Annotated in this window: 15 protein-coding genes; 2 read left to right on the top strand and 13 right to left on the bottom strand. The window is 72.1% G+C overall.

The genetic code is table 11. The features are described from left to right. Position 1: 1 nt before the first annotated feature. The 3 genes from HYE82_RS12080 to HYE82_RS12070 all read right to left on the bottom strand — a co-directional run bounded on the left by HYE82_RS12080 (position 2) and on the right by HYE82_RS12070 (position 2,269). Positions 2-568 carry a hypothetical protein gene (locus HYE82_RS12080; RefSeq protein ID WP_179173999.1) on the bottom strand — a complete coding sequence of 189 codons (567 nt, stop codon included), beginning with the start codon at positions 566-568 and terminating at the stop codon, positions 2-4. After that, on the bottom strand, positions 568-990 hold the full coding sequence (locus HYE82_RS12075) for an SseB family protein (RefSeq protein ID WP_179174014.1): 423 nt from the start codon (positions 988-990) through the stop codon (positions 568-570). Before HYE82_RS12075 ends, HYE82_RS12080 begins: the two co-directional genes overlap by 1 nt. 142 nt (positions 991-1,132) lie before the next feature. Further along, positions 1,133-2,269 carry a helix-turn-helix domain-containing protein gene (locus tag HYE82_RS12070; RefSeq protein WP_256987112.1) on the bottom strand — a complete coding sequence of 379 codons (1,137 nt, stop codon included), beginning with the start codon at positions 2,267-2,269 and terminating at the stop codon, positions 1,133-1,135. A gap of 178 nt (positions 2,270-2,447) precedes the next feature. Between HYE82_RS12070 and HYE82_RS12065 the strand changes: the two genes are divergently transcribed. Both HYE82_RS12065 and HYE82_RS12060 read left to right on the top strand, forming a co-directional pair. Beyond that, positions 2,448-2,636, top strand: coding sequence for a hypothetical protein (locus HYE82_RS12065; protein ID WP_179173998.1), 189 nt, complete (start codon positions 2,448-2,450; stop codon positions 2,634-2,636). 877 nt (positions 2,637-3,513) lie between these two features. After that, the gene (locus HYE82_RS12060; protein ID WP_179173997.1) at positions 3,514-3,729 is read left to right on the top strand and encodes a DUF397 domain-containing protein; all 216 of its coding nucleotides are present in this window, start codon (positions 3,514-3,516) and stop codon (positions 3,727-3,729) included. Positions 3,730-4,114: 385 nt separating this feature from the next. Here the strand turns inward: HYE82_RS12060 and mycP (HYE82_RS12055) are convergent, their stop codons facing one another. From mycP (HYE82_RS12055) to HYE82_RS12010, 10 genes are all read right to left on the bottom strand, one after another. After that, positions 4,115-5,278, bottom strand: coding sequence for a type VII secretion-associated serine protease mycosin (gene mycP / locus HYE82_RS12055; RefSeq protein ID WP_179173996.1), 1,164 nt, complete (start codon positions 5,276-5,278; stop codon positions 4,115-4,117). An 88-nt stretch (positions 5,279-5,366) separates the two neighbouring features. Continuing rightward, positions 5,367-6,542, bottom strand: a complete 1,176-nt coding sequence (gene mycP, locus HYE82_RS12050; protein WP_256987111.1) for a type VII secretion-associated serine protease mycosin — start codon at positions 6,540-6,542, stop codon at positions 5,367-5,369. 21 nt (positions 6,543-6,563) lie between these two features. Further along, on the bottom strand, positions 6,564-8,012 hold the full coding sequence (locus HYE82_RS12045) for a WXG100 family type VII secretion target (protein WP_179173994.1): 1,449 nt from the start codon (positions 8,010-8,012) through the stop codon (positions 6,564-6,566). Next, complete coding sequence (locus tag HYE82_RS12040; protein WP_309144287.1) at positions 8,012-8,518, bottom strand: hypothetical protein; 507 nt, start codon at positions 8,516-8,518, stop codon at positions 8,012-8,014. The genes HYE82_RS12045 and HYE82_RS12040 overlap by 1 nt, the downstream gene beginning before the upstream one ends. A 175-nt stretch (positions 8,519-8,693) precedes the next feature. Beyond that, positions 8,694-10,934: a xanthine dehydrogenase family protein molybdopterin-binding subunit gene (locus tag HYE82_RS12035; RefSeq protein WP_309144288.1), complete on the bottom strand. Its 2,241-nt coding sequence runs from the start codon at positions 10,932-10,934 to the stop codon at positions 8,694-8,696. A gap of 125 nt (positions 10,935-11,059) precedes the next feature. Then, complete coding sequence (locus tag HYE82_RS12030; protein WP_179173992.1) at positions 11,060-13,504, bottom strand: 2Fe-2S iron-sulfur cluster-binding protein; 2,445 nt, start codon at positions 13,502-13,504, stop codon at positions 11,060-11,062. Continuing rightward, a complete protein-coding gene (locus HYE82_RS12025) occupies positions 13,501-14,385 on the bottom strand; it encodes a xanthine dehydrogenase family protein subunit M (RefSeq protein ID WP_179173991.1) in 885 nt (294 codons plus the stop codon). The genes HYE82_RS12030 and HYE82_RS12025 overlap by 4 nt, the downstream gene beginning before the upstream one ends. 510 nt (positions 14,386-14,895) lie before the next feature. After that, entirely contained in the window at positions 14,896-16,623 is a 1,728-nt protein-coding gene (locus HYE82_RS12020; protein WP_179173990.1) for a beta-N-acetylhexosaminidase, read from the bottom strand. Positions 16,624-16,852: 229 nt separating this feature from the next. Continuing rightward, a complete protein-coding gene (locus HYE82_RS12015) occupies positions 16,853-17,137 on the bottom strand; it encodes a DUF3039 domain-containing protein (RefSeq protein WP_179173989.1) in 285 nt (94 codons plus the stop codon). A gap of 29 nt (positions 17,138-17,166) precedes the next feature. Then, positions 17,167-17,727, bottom strand: a complete 561-nt coding sequence (locus HYE82_RS12010) for a YqgE/AlgH family protein (RefSeq protein ID WP_179173988.1) — start codon at positions 17,725-17,727, stop codon at positions 17,167-17,169. Positions 17,728-17,980: the final 253 nt, after the last annotated feature.

Below are 17,980 nucleotides of genomic sequence, written 5' to 3'. Positions count from 1 at the left end.
GTCAGTCCTTGTCCCCGTCGCCGCCGCCGGCCTGTTCCAGCAGGTCCTTCAACGATCCGATCCGCCCCGTCGAGGTCACCGTGTCCGTGGTGTCCGACCAGTTCTGCTTGATGTCCTTCGCGCTCTTCTCGAAGGACTGCACGCTGTAGTCCGGCTTGTAGAGGTCCCAGCTGAGGACGTCCCCCCAGGCCTTCTTCTCGATCTCGTCCTCACTGGCATGCGGATTCCCCCACGCAGCGTTGACCCCGACCTTGAACGCGCCGTGGATGTACTGGTCCTCCTCCCACACCGTCCCCGCCGCGATCCCCAGGTTCCCGGCCAGCGTGGACGCATCCTGGATCAGGGCGCGCACGCCCCACTCCCACCGCTCGCAGAAGTCCTCGAAGTCCGTGGCCAGCCCCGCGTGCCCCGTCTCCATCCCCGTCATCGACAGGTTCTCGAAACCCGCACCCTGCGAGGCACCGGCCGCATCACCGGACTCCCGCAACTCCGCAATCGCCGCCCGCAAACCGGACTGGATCGCCGCGACCGCCTGCGGCGAAACCTCCAGATCCTTGTCCGCCGCCATCAGGCCACCACCCCGGCGTCAGCCTCGGCGTGGGCGTCGGCGGTGTCGACGGCACAGGCATCGGGAACGATGCCCGCCACCGGCGGGAACAGCATCGACCCGTCCTCGTCCGCCACGTTCACGGCTACTCCGGCCGGCCCGCCCACCTGCGGCACCACCACATCAACCAGCCGGGCACCGAGAATGGCCAGATACGGCCACTCCCGGCCCGCTTCACCGCGCGCCAGCGCGAACCGGGACAGCGCCTCCTCGTCGGTGAACGCGTAGAACCAGCGGATCCCCCCGGACACGGCAGACATCAGCCCCCCGTCCGACCCGTCAGTAAGCGGAACGAGCAGCGCGGTCCGCCGGAACTCGCCCACCAAGCGGCCCGGAACCCCTTCGCCTGCCCGGTATGCGGCTATCTCTGCGGCCAGTACCATGCCGGTCCGCCCCCCTTTCAGGTGATCTACACCAGAGGGGAACAGTACCTTGATCGTCATGCCGGAAGCCGCAGGGTAAGGCTCCGAGCAGCCCGGTTACAGGTTCATCCCTGACAGGCGGGTCAGTCGGGTCAGCTTGTCGTTACTCCTGCGGTGCAGGGAGGCGAGCACCCTCAGGACTTCTCGCCCCATGGGGTGAATTCGCGCCATCTGCGGGGCCGCGCCGAAGGCAAGCGTGAGGTTGTCCAGGGCTGCATCCCAGTTTCCCTACGTCCAGCTGCGCACGGGCCGCGTTGATGTAGGTGGGCGCCACCCGGGTGGGAGGAAGCCCAGTCAGGGCACCCGCGAGATCGTCTGTGAGGGCAAGTGCGTCATGGGGTCTGCCGAGATCCACGTTCGTTGCCAGGACGTGCGTGAACGTGTTCTGCGGGCCCACGGTCAGCCCGTGCACCTTCAGCTCGCCGGACAGGCCGTCCGAGATCGCCATGGCCGATCGGATGTGCCGCTGCGCTTCACGCTTGGCTTCCCGCTTGTCGGGGAGGCGGCCGGCCAACGTCATCCCCCGCAGGTTGAGGATGCAGACAGCAACCTCCCTCTCTTCCCCGGAAAGGCTCGCCTGCGCTTGCCCGATGGACCGATCGACGAGGGTGAGACCGCGCTCCACATCCCCGAAATTCAGGTAGGTGCCTGCCCTGTCCCGGGCAGCTACGGCCACCCCTAGAGGGTTGCGCTTCTGCTCCACAGCCCACCGCTGGCGTGTCACGGCCAGTTCCGCCATGTCCATCCAGCGGTGCCGGGCCGCGAGCCAGTAGACAGAGCTATAGACATCGGCCAGCCGCATCCACGCCTGGGGGGTGTTAGCCGCGTGGGCGTGCTCCGTGGCGTCCCTGAGCAGCCCAGGGAGCGCCGTGAGTAGCTTGTCGACCTTGACCTCTTCGCGGAGTTTCTGCGCGCCATCCATGGCGGCCGTGAACGCGTCCTCCACGATCGGTCGGCCCTCTGGCAGGTCGTAGTCCCTGATCGCGTCCCGTAGCTCAGACAGGCTTGCCTCGGTCGCCCGCCCAGCAGGCGCCTCCCCGAACACCTGCGCCATGGTCAGGCCCATGGCCTTGCCCAGCTCTGCCGCAACGGCGGGGCTGAGGGTTCGATCGCCCACTTCGATCTTCGACAACAGCGATACAGAGATGTTCGCTTGGCGGGCCAACTGCGATTGAGACAGGCCGCGCGCCTTCCGCAGCGTGGCCAGGTGTGCGCCGGGGGGAAGCTCAGTCGCGCTCATGGGCCCATCTTCCCGAGAACGACCATGGCCGTTCCCTCTGTTCGCAACGTCCACGCTCATGGTCACACGCCCTGCACCCGACCACACACACGCTGTGCAAGTTCTGTGCAAGTTCGCTCCCCCGCTGAGGAGTTGTCTAGTACCAGGACAACGGCGCTTCGAGAGACGGTGAACATCGATGGCACCACCGCAGAAGGACACCTTCGAGTACGTGACGTACACGAAGAAGCGGGAGACGTGCCCCGCGTGCCTGAAGCCCATCCGGCTCGACCGCCCGGCCCGCCGGGGGATGCTCGGGCGGGCGGACGGTGACCCGATCGTCGCCTACTGGCACATGTCCTGCGCCCCCGAGGGGGCACGGCGGTGATCAGCGCTGCCGATATGGGCCAGAGGGTGGTTGACTCCCGGGGCCGGTCGGGCGTCCTGGCCGACTACGACCTGTATGGGAGAAACCTGCCGACATGCCGGCCAACCGGAGGCCCGTGCCGGTGGCGTTCATCCGCCCCGACACCGGAAGCCGCGAACTCATCGTCCATGCCCGTGAGGTGAGGCGGCGGTGAACAAGCACATGGATTTGGTCAGCTGGCTCGGGTTCGCCGCCCGGGTGGCCCCGGTGGCCGCTCCCCTAGCCCGAGGCCTGAACGCGTAGCGGCGCGGCCAACCGAAAGCCCGCGCCCCTTACAGCTCAGCCAGGAAGAGCACCGTGCCCCACGCCCGCGGATGGGCTCCTGCAAGGCAGGGCGACCCCGGTTCGAGTCCGCGCAAGGGAATCCCACCCCTCCCGGGGCCGCGACGTACTGCGGTCTCTGTGCCGGCCATGGGGGCATTTGGTGCCCCGAGTGCTGCGGTTTCGAGGGGTGCCGCACCTGCGACTACACGTACAAGGTGCCGTGTCCGACCTGTTCGGGCGGCACGCTCGAACCGATCCGGTGGTGAATCAATGTCCATGAGAGAGCTGCGCCGCCTGATGGAACGGCGGCCCGCCAACGTTGATCCGGCAACGTGCGACCAGTGCGCTCCCTCCGGGACAAAGGGCGGGCGGCAATCGACCAGCGCAGCCACGCCAGCCTGTTCGCGGTGGCTGAGGACATGCTGATCCACAAGCGATACGGGCACCCCGAGGGCTTGACGCGGCTGCCCGGCGAGCCCCTGTAGAGGGCCACGGACCCCCGTCCCTCACGGGGCGGGTTGTACGACGGTGCGGGGACCGCTTCCCCGGAATCACGTCGAAGGGATCAAGCACCATGAGCAAAGTCCCCGGATCCGCGTTCGAGTTCCGTACGTCCAGCGCCTGCCAGTACGAGAACACCAACCCCCGCTGTGTCGAGGTGGCCACCAACATCCCGGGCGTGGTCGCCGTCCGGAACAGCGTCACTGGCGGGGCCGTCGAATTCACCCCGGACGAGTGGACCGCGTTCCTCGCCGGTGCCAAGCTGGGCGAGTTCGACCTGTCGGCCTAGGAGGCGCCTTGCAGGAGTGCCCACGCTGCGGCGGTGACCCAACACCCGACCCGGAACACTCACGGGTGAGATGGTGCCTGTCCTGCTGGCACTCCTGGGCCGTCCCGCAGCAGCACCCCTGTCCGGGCTACCTGCCCCGCTTCATGCCCGCCCTGCGGGCCCTGAGGAACCACCGTCCCTAGCCTCTCGGGCCCTCGGCCCCGCCTGTCTGCCGTTCCCCTGGCGGATGCCGGGGCTTCCCCATGCGGCCTCGGAATCGGCGATCCCCCCGCGCCCAAAGGACATGGGGGGACCGCCTGCAACGCGAGTTACGCCGGTTCGATTCGGGTCACGGCTTCTCCCGAAGGCCGTCCAGGGCAGGCGCACCCCTGGACGGCCTTCGGCGTCAGCTGCTCCTGCGACGCATGAGGACCGCCGTAACCGCACTGCCGACGAGCACACAGGCACCCAACCCGAGCGCGATCCAGGTCATGCCGCTGCCGCCGTCGGATTCCTTGGCCTGGGGCGCCGGGGCACCGGACGGCGGCTTCTTGCCATCGCCGCCAGCCGACGGAGCGGGCGAGTTCTTCGCATCCGCGGCAGCCAGGTCCGGCAGCGGGAAGACATCCGCGGGGCCAGGATCGCCGGGGGTAGGCAGCGCGATCTTCGGGCGGACGATGCCGTAGCCCAGGTAGTCGTTGCGCTCCTTGCCGTCATCGCCCTTGCCGGCGGTGTTCAGGAGGACACGAAGCACCTGGTTGTTGGTCCACTCCGGGTGCGCCGACCAGAGCAGCGCCGCCGAGGCGGAGACGAGGGCGGTGGCGTCACTGGTGCCATGGTTCTTGCAGACGCCAGTCTTGCCGGCGCACGCCGTCACGATGTCCATCCCGGGGGCAGACATGTCGACCTGCGGACCGTGCTGCGACTCCGCGGTTGCGCCTCCGTCAGCTCCGACGGCACCGACGCCCACCACTCCCGGCGTTGCCGCCGGGTACATGACCGCGTTCGTGGTATTGCCGTCGTTACCAACAGAGGCAAAGATCAGCTTTCCCTTGGACAAGGCGTACTTCACTGCATCGAGACGCCCAGGATCATCCTGTTCTGCGCCCATGGAGATGTTGATGATCTTGGCTTCAGAGTCCGCCGCGAACCGGATCGCATCATTCCAGATCGGCTTCGTCTTGTTGAGCTGGTGCGGCACGCGAATCGGAAGGATCTTGACACCCGGAGCAAGACCGAACGCCCCATCACCGCTCGGGTGCTTCCCCGAGCCAGCGATCAGCGCGGCCATGGTGGTGCCGTGCTTCTCGTAGTCCGTGCGCTCGTCCCCCGAGTAATCCGTCGCAAAGTCCTTACCTGGAAGAACTTGGCCCTCAAGCTCGGGGACGCGGTCAACGCCGCTGTCGATGACGGCGACGGTAACACCCTTGCCCGTGCTGATCTTCCAGATGTCGTCGGCCTTCATGGCGTCGAGATGCCACTGCTGGGACCGGACGGTCTCCGCGTGGGCCGGGGTCGCTGCGACCCCGGCCAGCAGGAGACCCACCAGGGCCGCGGTCGCCTTGCGCATGCACACCCCGGACGCCGACGGGGTCCTGGTGCCGCGCGCTCCGCTCCTTCCGCCCCATCGGGCCGGATCGGGCGAGAAGGATGGCACGTCAGCTGCTCCTGCGCCGTATGACGACCGCTGTCACGGCGCCGCCGACGAGCACGCACGCGCCGAGCCCGAGCGCGATCCAGGTCATGTTGCTGCCGCCGCTTTCCTTGGCCTCGGCCTGCGGCGCGGCGGACGCACCGGACTGCGGCTTCTTGCTGTCACCGCCGGCCGACGGTGTGGGCGAATTCTTCGCATCCGCGGCAGCCAGGTCCGGCAGCGGGAAGACATCCGCGGGGCCGGGGTCACCGGGCGTGGGAAGCGCAATCTTCGGGCGGACGACGCCGTAACCGACGTAATCGTTGCGCTGCGCGCCGTTCGTCGGACCGCCGGCAGTGTTCAGCAGGACCCGGAGCACCTGGTTGTTGGTCCACTCCGGGTGCGCCGACCAAAGCAAGGCGGCCGAAGCGGAAGCGAGGGCGGTGGCGTCACTGGTGCCAGCGGTCTTGCATAGACCGGTCTTGCCGCCACACGCCGTCACGATGTCTATGCCGGGTGCAGACAGGTCGACCTGCGGACCGTGCTGCGACTCCTTGGTCGCAACCCCATCTGGCCCCACAGCACCGACGCCCACCACACCAGGGGTCGCCGCAGGGTACATAACCTTGTTCAGGGTGTCGCCATCATTGCCCACGCCAGCAAAAATCAGCTTCCCCTTGGACAAGGCGTACTTCACAGCATCAAGCCGCCCAGGATCATCTTGTTCCGTGGCCATGGAGATGTTGATGATCTTGGCTTCGGAGTCCGCCGCGAACCGAATCGCCTCCGTCCAGATCGACCTCGTCTTGTTGAACTCGTGCGGCACACGAATCGGAAGGATCTTGGCACCCGGAGCAAGACCGAATGCCCCGTCACCGCTCGGATGCTTCCCAGAGCCGGCGATCAGTGCAGCCATGTTGGTGCCGTGTTTGCCATAGTCCGAGCGCTCATCTCCCGAATACTCCGTCGCGAAATCCTTACCTGGAAGCACCTGGCCTTCAAGTTCGGGGATGCGCTCGACTCCACTGTCGATGACAGCGACGGTTACGCCTTTGCCCGTGCTGGTCTTCCAGATGTCGTCGACCTTCATGGCGTCGAGATGCCATTGCTTGGACCGGATGGTCTCTGCATGGGCCGGGGTCGCGGCGACCCCGGCCAGCAGGAGGCCCACCAGGGCCGAGGCCGCCTTACGCATGCGCATCCCGTACAACATCCGTTCTGATCAGTCGATCACCGGCGGGACAACACGGCCGTTGCTCCGCCAGGTCTCTTCGTCCTCGGCCAGGTAGTCCGGGCGCTCACCCGACTGCTGGTCACGCCGGTTACCCGAAGCGTGCGCACCCGCGCCAGGGTGGCCCACCGCGCCGCGAGCCGCACCGGTGCCGGCCTCGTGGCGGACGAGACCCGCACCGCCCTGCGTGAACGGCTGCCCCCCGGCGGGGGTTCGGCCGATCACGCCGGGCTGGCGCCCACCGACGACACCGCCCGGCTCCATGGCCAGTCGGCGCCCCATCGCGGAACCGCCCGGGCCACCGACGTGAGGGCCACCCATGCCAGGGTGCATGCCGCCGACGCCGCCTCCGGCGCGGCCACCGCTCATCGGGCCTTCCGTCCCGATGACCGTTCCGCGTGGGATACCCGGGGTGGGGCCGCCCGCGGTCACCTGACGGCCACCGACGATGCCGGTTTCACGCGGCAGCAGCGGAGGAAGCCCACCGATCTTGCCACCAGGGGTCGGCGGAGACGGGATGGACGGGATTTTGCTGATGGGACCGCCACCGCCGGGCAGCGTCGGGCCCTTGCCGAGGGGCGGAAGCCCGACCGGCGGCATGGGTACGACCGGGTTGGGACCGTTGGGACCGGGAGCCGGGAGATTGGGCAGGCTGGTGACCGGCGGGACAGTCTTGTCAGGCAGGACTGCGACATGGTCGAGGTCCACATCCACGTCCTTGTCCGGCAGCGGCACGGGCGCGGGCCCGGTCGTCGGCGGCAGGTTGATATCCGGTCGGCCCAGCCCGTCGGAGTTTCCGGACGGCCCACTGCCGCGCGGCGACGAGGATACGTACGAGCCACCACCCGAGCCTCCCCCGTATCCACCCCCGGAACGCGAGAGGTCCTGCGATTCCGTGTTTACACCTACGGGGTGGAAATCACCCGGCGGCGTCGGGAAGGTCGGGATCTCGACCTTGCCGATCTGCGTCGACGACTGCTCGTACGCCCCGGCCAGCTTCGTCAGCGCGTCCACGGCCTTCGTGTGATCGCCGCTCAGCTTCGACCAGGCCTCTCGGCCCATCTGCTGAGCGTCCGGGTCGTTACGGTAGTCCTTGGAGGTTTTGAGGTTGTCGGCTGCCGACTGGTCGTACGGGGGGATGTTCTTCTTGACCTCGACCATGATCTGAGCAGCTTCGGTCATCCACTTGCCGCCCGCCTCGCTGAGGTCAGCCAGGCGCAGCGTCGCACTGCCAGCCTGGTCCGCCCAGTTCGCGAAGGCCTGGGCCGCCTGGCCTTCCCAGCCCGTGACCTTGGTCGTCTTGAGGGCGTTGCCGATCTCCCTGATCGTGGTCGTCGCGGTGGTCAGCTGCGTCGCGCGGGACTTGACCGTCTCAGAGTCGATCGAAGCGACCATCGCCAGCAGCTGCTGATGCGTGAAACCCTCGAAGTTCGTAGCCATCAGACGGCCCCCCCATCCGTTCCGCCGTTGCTGTTCGAGCCGTGCTGCGACTGTGCCTTCTTCTCCTGCGCGAGCGGGTCGCGATCCTCGACGTAGTCCTTCTTGGCCTGCCGGACAATCGCGCGCATACGCGCCTGCGTCTCCTCGTCGACGCCCGCGTAGCCCTTGCCGGACGTCAGGATCGCGATGCCCAGGCCTTCGATCTGGGCGGCCAGGCCCTTGGAGAGGTTTTCGAGCTGCTCGTGGACCGTGTTGTACGTCTTGAAGAGGGTTTCCGCCTCGGCGAAGCCCTTGCCGAGGGTGCCCTCGGGGAGGGTGCCGTCGGCCAGCTTCTTGTCGTACGCCTCCGAGCCCTTCAGCTTCGTCAGGAGCTCGTCGACCTTCTTCTTGTAGCCGGTCAGCGTCTCGTAGTCGACCGCAAGGGCCTGGGCCTGTGCGCGAATCGCGGCTGCTGTCTCGTTGGCTGCACCGCCCCCGAGCACCCAGTCCAACGCGTTCTCTGCCACGGCGGCCTCCCCGTATCCCCGTTTTCCCCGTTCGGTTCGCGGCCGGCACCGCCGCTCCCCGGTTCCCCGTTCGCTTGCGCTCACGCGCGTGCAAGAACAGTCCTACTCGATCACTCTAGCGACCGGCAGCGACAGCCCCAACCTCGGGGTTGCACGTGCAATGCGGGTCACACGGCTACGAGTTGGTGGCCGCCACCGCCGCGGAGGGCCTGATCGGGAGTCGGTTCACGGGGCGGCCCGTGGCCGCCCTGACCGCGGATGCCACGGCCGCGGGGGCCGTGACGACCGGGACGGCGCTGGCCGCCTTCGCGCCGAACGGGGCCACGACGTCGCGCTCTTCGACCAGCTTGACGATGCGGACCGACGGGGCGTCCAGCGACGTCGGCAGGGCATAGCCCGTCAGGTCGGGGTGGCGGACAAGGCCGGACACCGTGCGGAGGTTCTCCGTCAGGGCCGCACCCACGCCCTGCGTGACGCCCGCCTCGATACGGGCCGCCAGCTGGGCCGGGTTGAGGATCCGGCCGACGTCCTGGGCGACCGCCAGCTCGACCACGCGGACCGTGCCGAGCTCGATGTCCACGTCCACCACCGCCCGGATCGCGCAGAAGGCGAGGCCTACGAAGGCGTCGCCCTGGCCGTCGGCGCCCAGGGGCTCCGTGGGGTGGGGGCGGCACTGGGCCGTGGCCCAGAGTTCCTTGCCCATCATCGCCTCGACCACCGGCATCGAGAAGGCGCCGTCGTAGGACGTGATGCGGCCGTCCTGGATCTGGAGCAGCTCCGTGGACATGCCGAGGTTGTGGGCCATCGGCTGGAGCAGCTGGGTGCGGACCATCTTCGCCGCGCGTTCCACGGCACCGCCCGACACCCACGTGTGCCGGCCGTGTGCCGACGGGCCCGCCGACGGCTGGTCCGTGTCGACCGGGGCGGTGATCACCTCGTCCACGCCCAGGACTTCCTGGACGATCTGGCGCGCGAGCGTGGCGAAGCCCTGGCCGGTGTCGACGGCCGCGCAGATCACCGTCGCCACGCCGTTGACGACCTTCACCGTGGCCGTGGAGACCTCGTCGGCGCCTTCCGCGCCGAGCATGTGGACCATGCCGATGCCGTACCCGACGCCGCGCCGCACCGCGCCCGGCTCGCCCGCGCCGTCCGGGCCGCCCGGAAGCAGCCACTCCTCCTCCGGGGTGTCCTTCGGGAGGGAGGGGAGTTCGTGGTCGCGGACCGCGCGCAGGAGTTCGGCGACCGGGGCCGGGCAGGTCACCGTCTGGCCGGTGGGCAGCAGGTCGCCGGTGGCCAGGACGTTGCGCATGCGCAGTTCCGCGCCGTCGATGCCGAGGGCAGCGGCCAGCTTGTCCATCTGGCCCTCGTACGCGGCGCAGACCTGCATGGCGCCCTCGCCGCGCACATGGCCCGACGGGGGGTTGTTCGTGCGGACCGCCCAGCCCTCCACGAAGGCGTGCGGGACCACGTACGGGCCGCAGGCGAACGCCACGGCCGCCGCGAGGGACTCGGCGGAGGCGTCCGCGTACGCGCCGGCGTCCATCAGGATCTGGGCCTCGACCTTGACGAGGCGGCCCTCCGCGTCGGCGTGGTGCCGGTAGCGGAGCAGCGTCGGGTGGCGGTGGGTGTGGCCGAGGAAGGACTCCTCGCGGGTGGCGGCCAGCTTGACCGGGCAGCCGGTGCGCAGGGCCAGCAGGCCGAGGGGGAGCTGGAAGGCGGCGTCCTCGCGGTCGGCCGTCGCGCCGGGCACGCCGGTGACGACGACGCGGACGCGGTCCGGTTCGAGGCCGAAGCAGGCGGCGGCCAGGTCGCGGTCGAGGTGCGGGTCGGTGGAGGCGGTGTAGAGCTCCACGCCGCCGTCGGGCCGGGGGACGGCGAGCCCGGCCTCGGCGCCGATGGGCGCCGGGTCCTGCCGGCCGATCCGGTACAGGCCCTCGACGACGACCTCGCCCGTGGCCTCCGGGTCGCCGTAGCGGAGCGGGATGTGCCGGATCAGGTTGCCGTCGGGGTGCAGGGGCGGGGCGCCGAAGGCCTGCTCGGGGTCGGTGACCGCGTCGAGGAGCTCGTACTCGACGGTGATGGCGGCGGCCGCGAGGCGCGCCGTGTCGGGGTGGTCGGCGGCGACGGCGGCGATCGGTTCGCCGTGGTGCCGTACGACGTCGTGCGCGAACACGGGCCGGTCGGCGATCCGGCGGCCGTGGGTGGTCGCGCCGGGGACGTCGGCGTGCGTGACGACGGCGCGGACGCCGGGCATCTCGCAGGCGGCCGAGGTGTCGATGGACAGGATGCGGGCGTGCGCGTGCGGGGACCGCAGCACGGCGGCCCACAGCAACCCCTCGGCCCACAGGTCGGCGGCGTACGGGAAGGTGCCCTCGGTCTTGGCGCGCGCGTCGGCGGCGGGCACGGAGGCCCCGATACCGCGCGGAACTGCTGGTTCCGTCGGCTCGGCCGGGCCGCCGGCCGAGCCCGCGGCGCCGGCCGCAACGCTCGTGGTGAACGTCACGGTCGTCGTCGCCGTGGCCGTGGCCGCGTCCTGCCCGCTCACGCCATGCCTCCGTTGTGGTGGAACCCGCCCTCGCCGGGCAGTGCCTGGTGCGGGATGCGCGGAGCCTCGGCTGCCGCACCGCCGCCTCCGGCCGGGCCTGCCGCCCCTGCCGCTGCCACTTCGGCCTCCGCGCGCTCGGCGACGACCTCGCGGACCGCCTCCAGGACGCCCTTGTAGCCGGAGCAGCGGCACAGGTTCCCGCACAGCGCCTGGCGGGTCTCCAGGTCGCTGGGGGCGTGGTTGCCCTCCAGCAGGTCGTGGATGGTCATGGCCATCCCCGGCACGCAGAACCCGCACTGCACCGCACCCGACCTGCACAACGCCTGTTGCACGTCGGAGAGTTCCCCGCCGGTCGCGAGACCCTCGACCGTCCGGACCTCGCTGCCCGCGGCCGTCGCGGCCGGCACCAGGCAGGACGCCACGAGCCGCCCGTCGACCTGCACCGCGCAGGCCCCGCACTCGCCCTGCGAGCAGCCGTCCTTGGCGCCGGCCAGGCCGAGGCGCTCGCGCAGCACGTACAGCAGCGACTCGCCGATCCACGCGCCGGTGACCGGGCGGTCGGCGCCGTTGACGCGCAGCACGTACGAAGCCAGCGGGTGCTCGTGATGGGCGACGGCCGCGGCGGCCGCCTGCTCTTCCTCGTACGAGGGCCCCGCCAGCGGGATCCCTTCCCCGATGCTCGCGTCCGGTGGTGGCACGGCGCCGTCCGAGGAGTCCGCGCCCGGCACCACCCCGCCGGCGGCTCCGCCGGGGGCCCCTGCGGCGGCTTCGGCGAAGCCGTGCCCGTCCGCCGACCCGGCCGGCGCCTGGCCCGGCTCGTGCCCGGGCTCGTGGCCCGGCTCGTGCCCGGGCTCGTGGCCCGGCTCGTGGCCCGGCTCGTGTCCGGGCTCCGCCGCCGCGCCGTGGCCATGGCCCACTGCCGGGCCCGGCTCGGGACCAGGCTGGGGCTGGGTGTGGCGCTGCGGCTGGGGCTCCGGACCGGCGCCGTGGGCGGATGCCGGGAAGCCGTGGCCGCCTGCCTCCGCCTGCTCGGCGGAGCCGCCGGCGAGGGTGTACTCGGCCGGCTGCGCTTCCGCCTGGGGCCCGGTCTGGGCTGCCGGTGCGGGCGCCGCCTCGGTGACGGCGACCGCCACGGCCGGGGCTTCGGCCGGTGCCGCGTGGTGGGTGTCGTGCTCGGCGCCCGCGTGCAGTCCGGGGGCCTCGGCGGGCATGCCGGCAGGCGCCTCGGCGTGCACGCCGCCGTGCTGCGCCGGCTCGTGCTGCGCCTGCTCGTACTGCCCGAGGCCGTGCCCGTCCCCGAGCGCGATGCCGCGCCCGTGCGTGTGCCCGGGACCGTCCCCGAGCGGGATCCCGTGGCCGTGCGTGTGCCCGTGCTCGGTCTCGTAGGCGACGTGGCCGTACTCGCTTCGCCCGTGCTGCCCGTGCTGCCCGTGCTGCCGGCCCTGCTCCTGCTGTCCGGGCTGCCGGCCGTGGTCGTGCTGCTCGTGTGCGCGCGGGTAGGCGTCCGGGGGCGTGTGCGGGCCGGCCGCGGCCGCCGCGGGGCCGTGCGCGGCCTCGATGTCGTACGGGGCGGGGTGCGCCGGCTCGCCCTCCGGCAGTGGGGTGCCCACACCGGGCCCGCCCAGCACGCGCGGGGGCGGGCCGGGGGTGCCGACGCCGGGGCCGCCGAGGAGCCGCTGGCCGGCGCCGGACGGGCCCGCGCCGCCGTTGTCCGACTGCGCGGCGGGCAGGACGCCCGAGCTCAGCGGGGCGTCCGGGCTCGGCAGGGCGTCCTGGCTCGGCAGGGCGTCCGCGTGCGGGGTCTCGAAGCCCGGATGCGTCGCCCACGGGGCGGGGGCCCCGCCCGGCAGGGTCGCCGGGGCCTGGCTCCAGTCGGCGCCCGGCGCGCTGCCGGTCCGGAACTCGCCGCTCTGGTCGTGGAGTTCCGGCAGGGTCCACTGGCCGGTGGTCACCGGCTCGTCCGCCCGCAGCGCGTCGGGGAAGTGCCACTCCGCCGTCTCGCCGGGATCCTCGCCGTCCCGCGGGCCGGCCTGCTCCTGCCCCGGCACGGCGTCGGCGAACTCCGCCGCGACCGCCGCGGGGATCGGGATCGAGGCCGGGATCGGCCCGCCGACCGGAGCCGCCGGGCCCGCCTCGGCCGCGTGGCCGCCCGCGTCGGGCCACTGCGCCGGGGTCGCCCACGTGCCCGTGGCCGACGGATCCGTACCGGCGGACCCCAGCGGAACGATCATCGGCGGGGGGACGTACCCGTGCCCGGGCGCCGCCAGCGGCTCCCCCTTCCCGAGGGCGTCCAGCATGCCCGGGGGCAGGCTCACGAAGGCCGTCGCGTCGGCGGCGTCGTTGAACTCGCCGCTCTGCGGCACCGGCTGCCAGCCCCACGCCGGGGCGGCCTGGCCGCCCGCGTCCCCCGTCGTTCCGCTCACGTTCTCGTTCTCACTCATGAGGTCAGCGCCCTCCCCAGGGCCCTCCGTGCCAGCACGGCCACCGTCCGCCGCAGATGCAGTACACCGGGAGCAACCGGTTCCCCCTGGTCGGGGACGCAGGCGGCCGCGACGTAGTCGCCGAAGGCCTCCAGCGCCTCGGGGGCCAGGTTCCGCTCCCCGTCCCAGTCGATCAGTGAGGCCACCCACTGCTCGGCCTCCAGCGGCCGCAGCGGCATGGGGGCGACCGCGCCGATCGCACAGCGCACACCCCGGCGCGCCGGGTCCAGTACGAGCCCCACGGACGCCACGGCGCGACCCGGGCCCGTACGCCCGGTGGCCTTCAGGAACACCTGCGGGGCGTGCAGCAGCGGCACCCGCACGAAGCCGATCAGCTCGCCGGGCCGCAGCATCTCGCGGCCGGCCAGCAGGTACGAGACCGGGATCTCGCGCTGCCCGATCGGGCCGACGATGATGAGGGTGGCCTCCAGCGCGGCCAGCACGGGCAGTGCGTCGCCCGTCGGCGCGGCGCTGGCGATGTTCCCGCCGAGGGTGCCGGCGTTGCGGATCTGCGGCGGCCCGGCGGCCCGCGCGGCGGCGGCCAGGCCCGGCATCAGCGCGGCGAAGTCGGGGCGGCCCATCCGGGCGTGGGTGAGGCCCGCGCCGAGCAGGGCGTGGCCGTCCTCCTGGTACTGCCAGCCTCGGATCTCGTTGATCCGGCCGAGGCTCACCAGGCCGGCCGGCCGCAGCAGCCCGGCATTGACGGCCGCCATGAGGTCGGTGCCGCCGGCCACGGGCACGGCTGCGGGCATGGCGGCGAGTGCCGCCACGGCCTCGTCGAGCGAGGCCGGCAGCATCACGGACTGCGCCGCCTGCGGTGTGTGCGGTGCGTGCGTGGTCAACCCAGCTGCCCCTTCCCGATGTCCCGGTAACAGCGCTCACGCCTGTCCGCCGTACGGTACGTGCTCACTGCCGGGACGTGGCAACTCTGGCACATCTTCCCCACCGCCCGGCGCGAGGGTCCGCCGGGCGCCCCTTCGAGCTCCCGGCCGTCCGGATTCCCCCGTATCGACCGACTCGCCCGCATCAGGTGAATCAACCGAATCCAGTCCCGCGCGGCGTTTCGCACCGATGCGCATCGCTTCACACCGATGTGCACCTCATACACCTGGATCGAGCAAGAGTTCCCGACAACCCCCAAGCACGTAGGACGCCCCGGATTCCCCAGGAGTTCCAGAGATCTCCGGAGAATTCCCCGGGGTAGCGAAAGCGCTCCGGGCGCTCCGGAGAACCGGCTCCGGAACGCCTCGCACGGCCCCGTACGGCCCCGCACGTGCCCCGCGCACCCCGCGGGGCACAGGGGCGCGCGGCGGGCGGCGGCCGGGCCCCTGCGCCCCGTCCGCCGCCCCGGGTCACACGTTCGGCGGCTCCCCTTCGATCGGACGTCCGAGCACCCCCGGGCGCCGTTGCCACGGCAACGGCCCGCCGGGCGGCCGGTGCTCGACGCCCAGCACGTCAAGGCGGCGCCGGTGTCCGGCCATCCGGGCCTCGAAGCCGGCGTGGTCCCGTTCGCCCGGTTCGGGCAGCTCCGACCACACCACCTCGGCGAACGCCGCGAGCCGCGGGAACACCTGGTAGTCGATGCGGCCCTGGTCCTCCGTCACCTCGGTCCACATGTTGGCCTGCGCGCCGAGGACCCGCTCCGCGGCCGCCCCCGACAGCTGGGGCGGCACCGGCTCGAACCGGTACACGTCTTCCGACGTGCGCACGTACCCGATCGGCACCGGCTCGTCGGGGCCCGCCGCCTGACGGTGGTCCAGGTACACGTGCTGCTCGGGGCACATCACGACGTCGTGTCCGGCCTCGGCGGCGGCGATCCCGCCCGCGTAGCCGCGCCACGAGGAGACCGCCGCCCCGGGTGCGAGCCCGCCCTCCAGGATCTCGTCCCAGCCGATCAGCCTGCGCCCGCGCCGGGCCAGCCAGCCGTCGAAGTGCCGGATGAACCAGGACTGCAGCCCGTCCTCGCCGTCCACGCCCAGCTCGCGGATCCGCCGCTGCGCGGTCGGCGAGGCCCGCCACTGCGCCTTCGGGCACTCGTCGCCGCCCACGTGCACGAACGGGGAGACCTCCGGCGGGAACAGCTCCAGCAGCTCCTCGAACACGCCCTCGTAGAACCGCAGCACGGCCTCGGTCGGCGCGAGGACGTTCTCGCTGATCCCCCAGTCGTCCCCGACGCCCAGCGCGGCGGTGTCGACGACGTCGGTGTTCCCCAGGTCGGGGTACGCGGCGATGGCGGCCTGCGAATGGCCCGGCAGGTCGATCTCCGGGACCACCCGGATGTGCCGTTCGGCGGCGTAGGCGACGATCTCGCGGATGTCGTCCTGGGTGTAGAAGCCGCCGTGGGGGGTGTCGTTCCACAGCGGCGAGGCGCGGTGGCCCCGGCGGCTGCGCGGGCGCCAGGCGCCGGTCCCGGTGAGGCGCGGGTGGCGCTTGATCTCCAGCCGCCAGCCCTGGTCGTCCGTCAGGTGCAGGTGCAGCACGTTGAGCTTGTGGGCGGCCAGCAGGTCGAGCCAGCGCAGGACGCCGCTCTTCGGCGTGAAGTGCCGGGCCACGTCCAGCAGCATGCCGCGCCAACCGAAGCGGGGGCCGTCCTCGACGGTCCCCCGCGGCAGGACCCACACCCGCCCGGCGGCGACGGGCGGCGCGGCCCGCCGGTACGCGTCGGGGCCGAGCAGCTGGCGCAGGGTCTGGGCGGCCCAGAAGACGCCGGCCGGGGAGGCGCCGGCGAGATGCGCGCCCGAGACTCCGACGGTGAGCACGTAGCCCTCGGGCCCGAGGCGCGCGGCGAGCCCCTCGTCGATGCGCAGCCGGATTCCGTCCGCCCCGCCGCCCGGAGCCGCACCACCGCCCGGAGCGGTTCCGCCGCCCGGAGCGGTTCCGCCGCCGGGGCCTCCTCCTGCGCCGCCGCCCGGCGCCGCGGGCAGCAGGTCCCAGCCGGTGGCGGCGCCCAGTTCGCGGCGCAGCCAGCGGGCCGTGCCCTCGGTTCCGGGTCCGGCGTCCAGGAAGGGCCGGGGCCCGAAGACGTACGGGGGCGCGTCCTCGCGCAGGTCGGCGGTGCGGGGTGCGGGGATCAGGTCCATGCGGCGGCCCTTCACGGCGGCGCGGCGGGGCGCCCTGCACGGCACACGGGGGCGCGGGGCGCTCGTGACGCCGCCGACCCTAGTACGCGCGAAGGCCCCGGGGGTGCGCACGTGCGCACCCCCGGGGCCCCGGTTCCGCCAAGCCGTGTCCGGGCCCGCCCGGCCCCTCGGGGCGGGCGGCTCCGGGCGGCGCGGCCCCGAGGGGCCGGCCGACCGTGCCGGCCTGCGGCTACTTGTCCTTGCCGCCCTTGTCCTTGTCCCCGCCGGAGCCCATGGAGTCGTAGATTTCCTTGCACATGGGGCAGACCGGGTACTTCTTCGGGTCGCGGCCCGGCACCCACACCTTGCCGCAGAGCGCCACGACGGGGGTCCCGTCGAGGGCGCTCGCCATGATCTTGTCCTTCTGGACGTAGTGGGCGAAGCGCTCGTGGTCGCCGTCGCCGTGGGACACCTGCGGCGTCGGCTCTACGAGGGTCCCCGTACCAGTCCCGCGCTCGGGCTCAAGAGTGCTCATGCAAGCCAGGGTACCGATCGCGGCGCGGGTCAGTTCAGCGACGGGTCGTCGGGGTACGTGGCGACCATCGCGAGCTCGCTGCGCTGCCGGCGCAGCACCGCCCGCCACAACCGGGCCGGGTCGGGGAAGGAGATGTCGCCCGGCTCCGACTCCACGACGTACCAGGCGCCCTCGCCGAGCTCGTCCTCCAGCTGGCCGGGGCCCCAGCCGGAGTAGCCGGCGAAGATCCGCAGCGATCCGAGCGCGGAGGCCAGCAGCTCCGGCGGCGCCTCCAGGTCGACCAGGCCGATCGCCCCGTGCACCCGGCGCCACCCGAGCGGCCCCTCGTCACCCGGGATGACCGCCACCCCGAGCGCCGAGTCCAGGCCGACCGGGCCGCCCTGGAAGACGACCCCGGGATCGCCGGCCAGGGCCGCCCAGGGCAGGAGGATGTCACCGACCACCACGGGGGTCGGCCGGTTGAGGACCACGCCGAGCGAGCCCTGCTCGTCGTGGTCGAGCAGCAGCACCACCGCGCGGTCGAAGTTCGGATCCGCGAGGGAGGGGGTGGCCACGAGCAGCCGCCCTGTGAGGGAGGACACCTCGGTCATGCCGACATGATCCCTCACATTCGCCCTTCGGGGGGAGCCGGAGCCGCAATCGGGTCCCCGGCAGCGCGGGCGCACGGCAGCAGGAAGGAGCGCGCAGGGACCCCCGGCCGGGGCCCGGTGTTCCGGAAGCAGCGGAACGCGACGCTCCGCCAGCGGGTGGGCACGGAGGGTGTTGTGGCCGTTTCATGACGCTTTTCCGGCCGCGTCGGCCTTACGAAGCGGGGGGCAGTGCCCCTTACCCTTTTCCCTGGCC

It is taken from the genome of Streptomyces sp. BR123, assembly GCF_013401435.1.
Taxonomy (GTDB): Bacteria; Actinomycetota; Actinomycetes; order Streptomycetales; family Streptomycetaceae; genus Streptomyces.
Note: the sequence above shows the minus strand (reverse complement) of the source record. Positions and strands in the feature narration are given on the sequence as shown.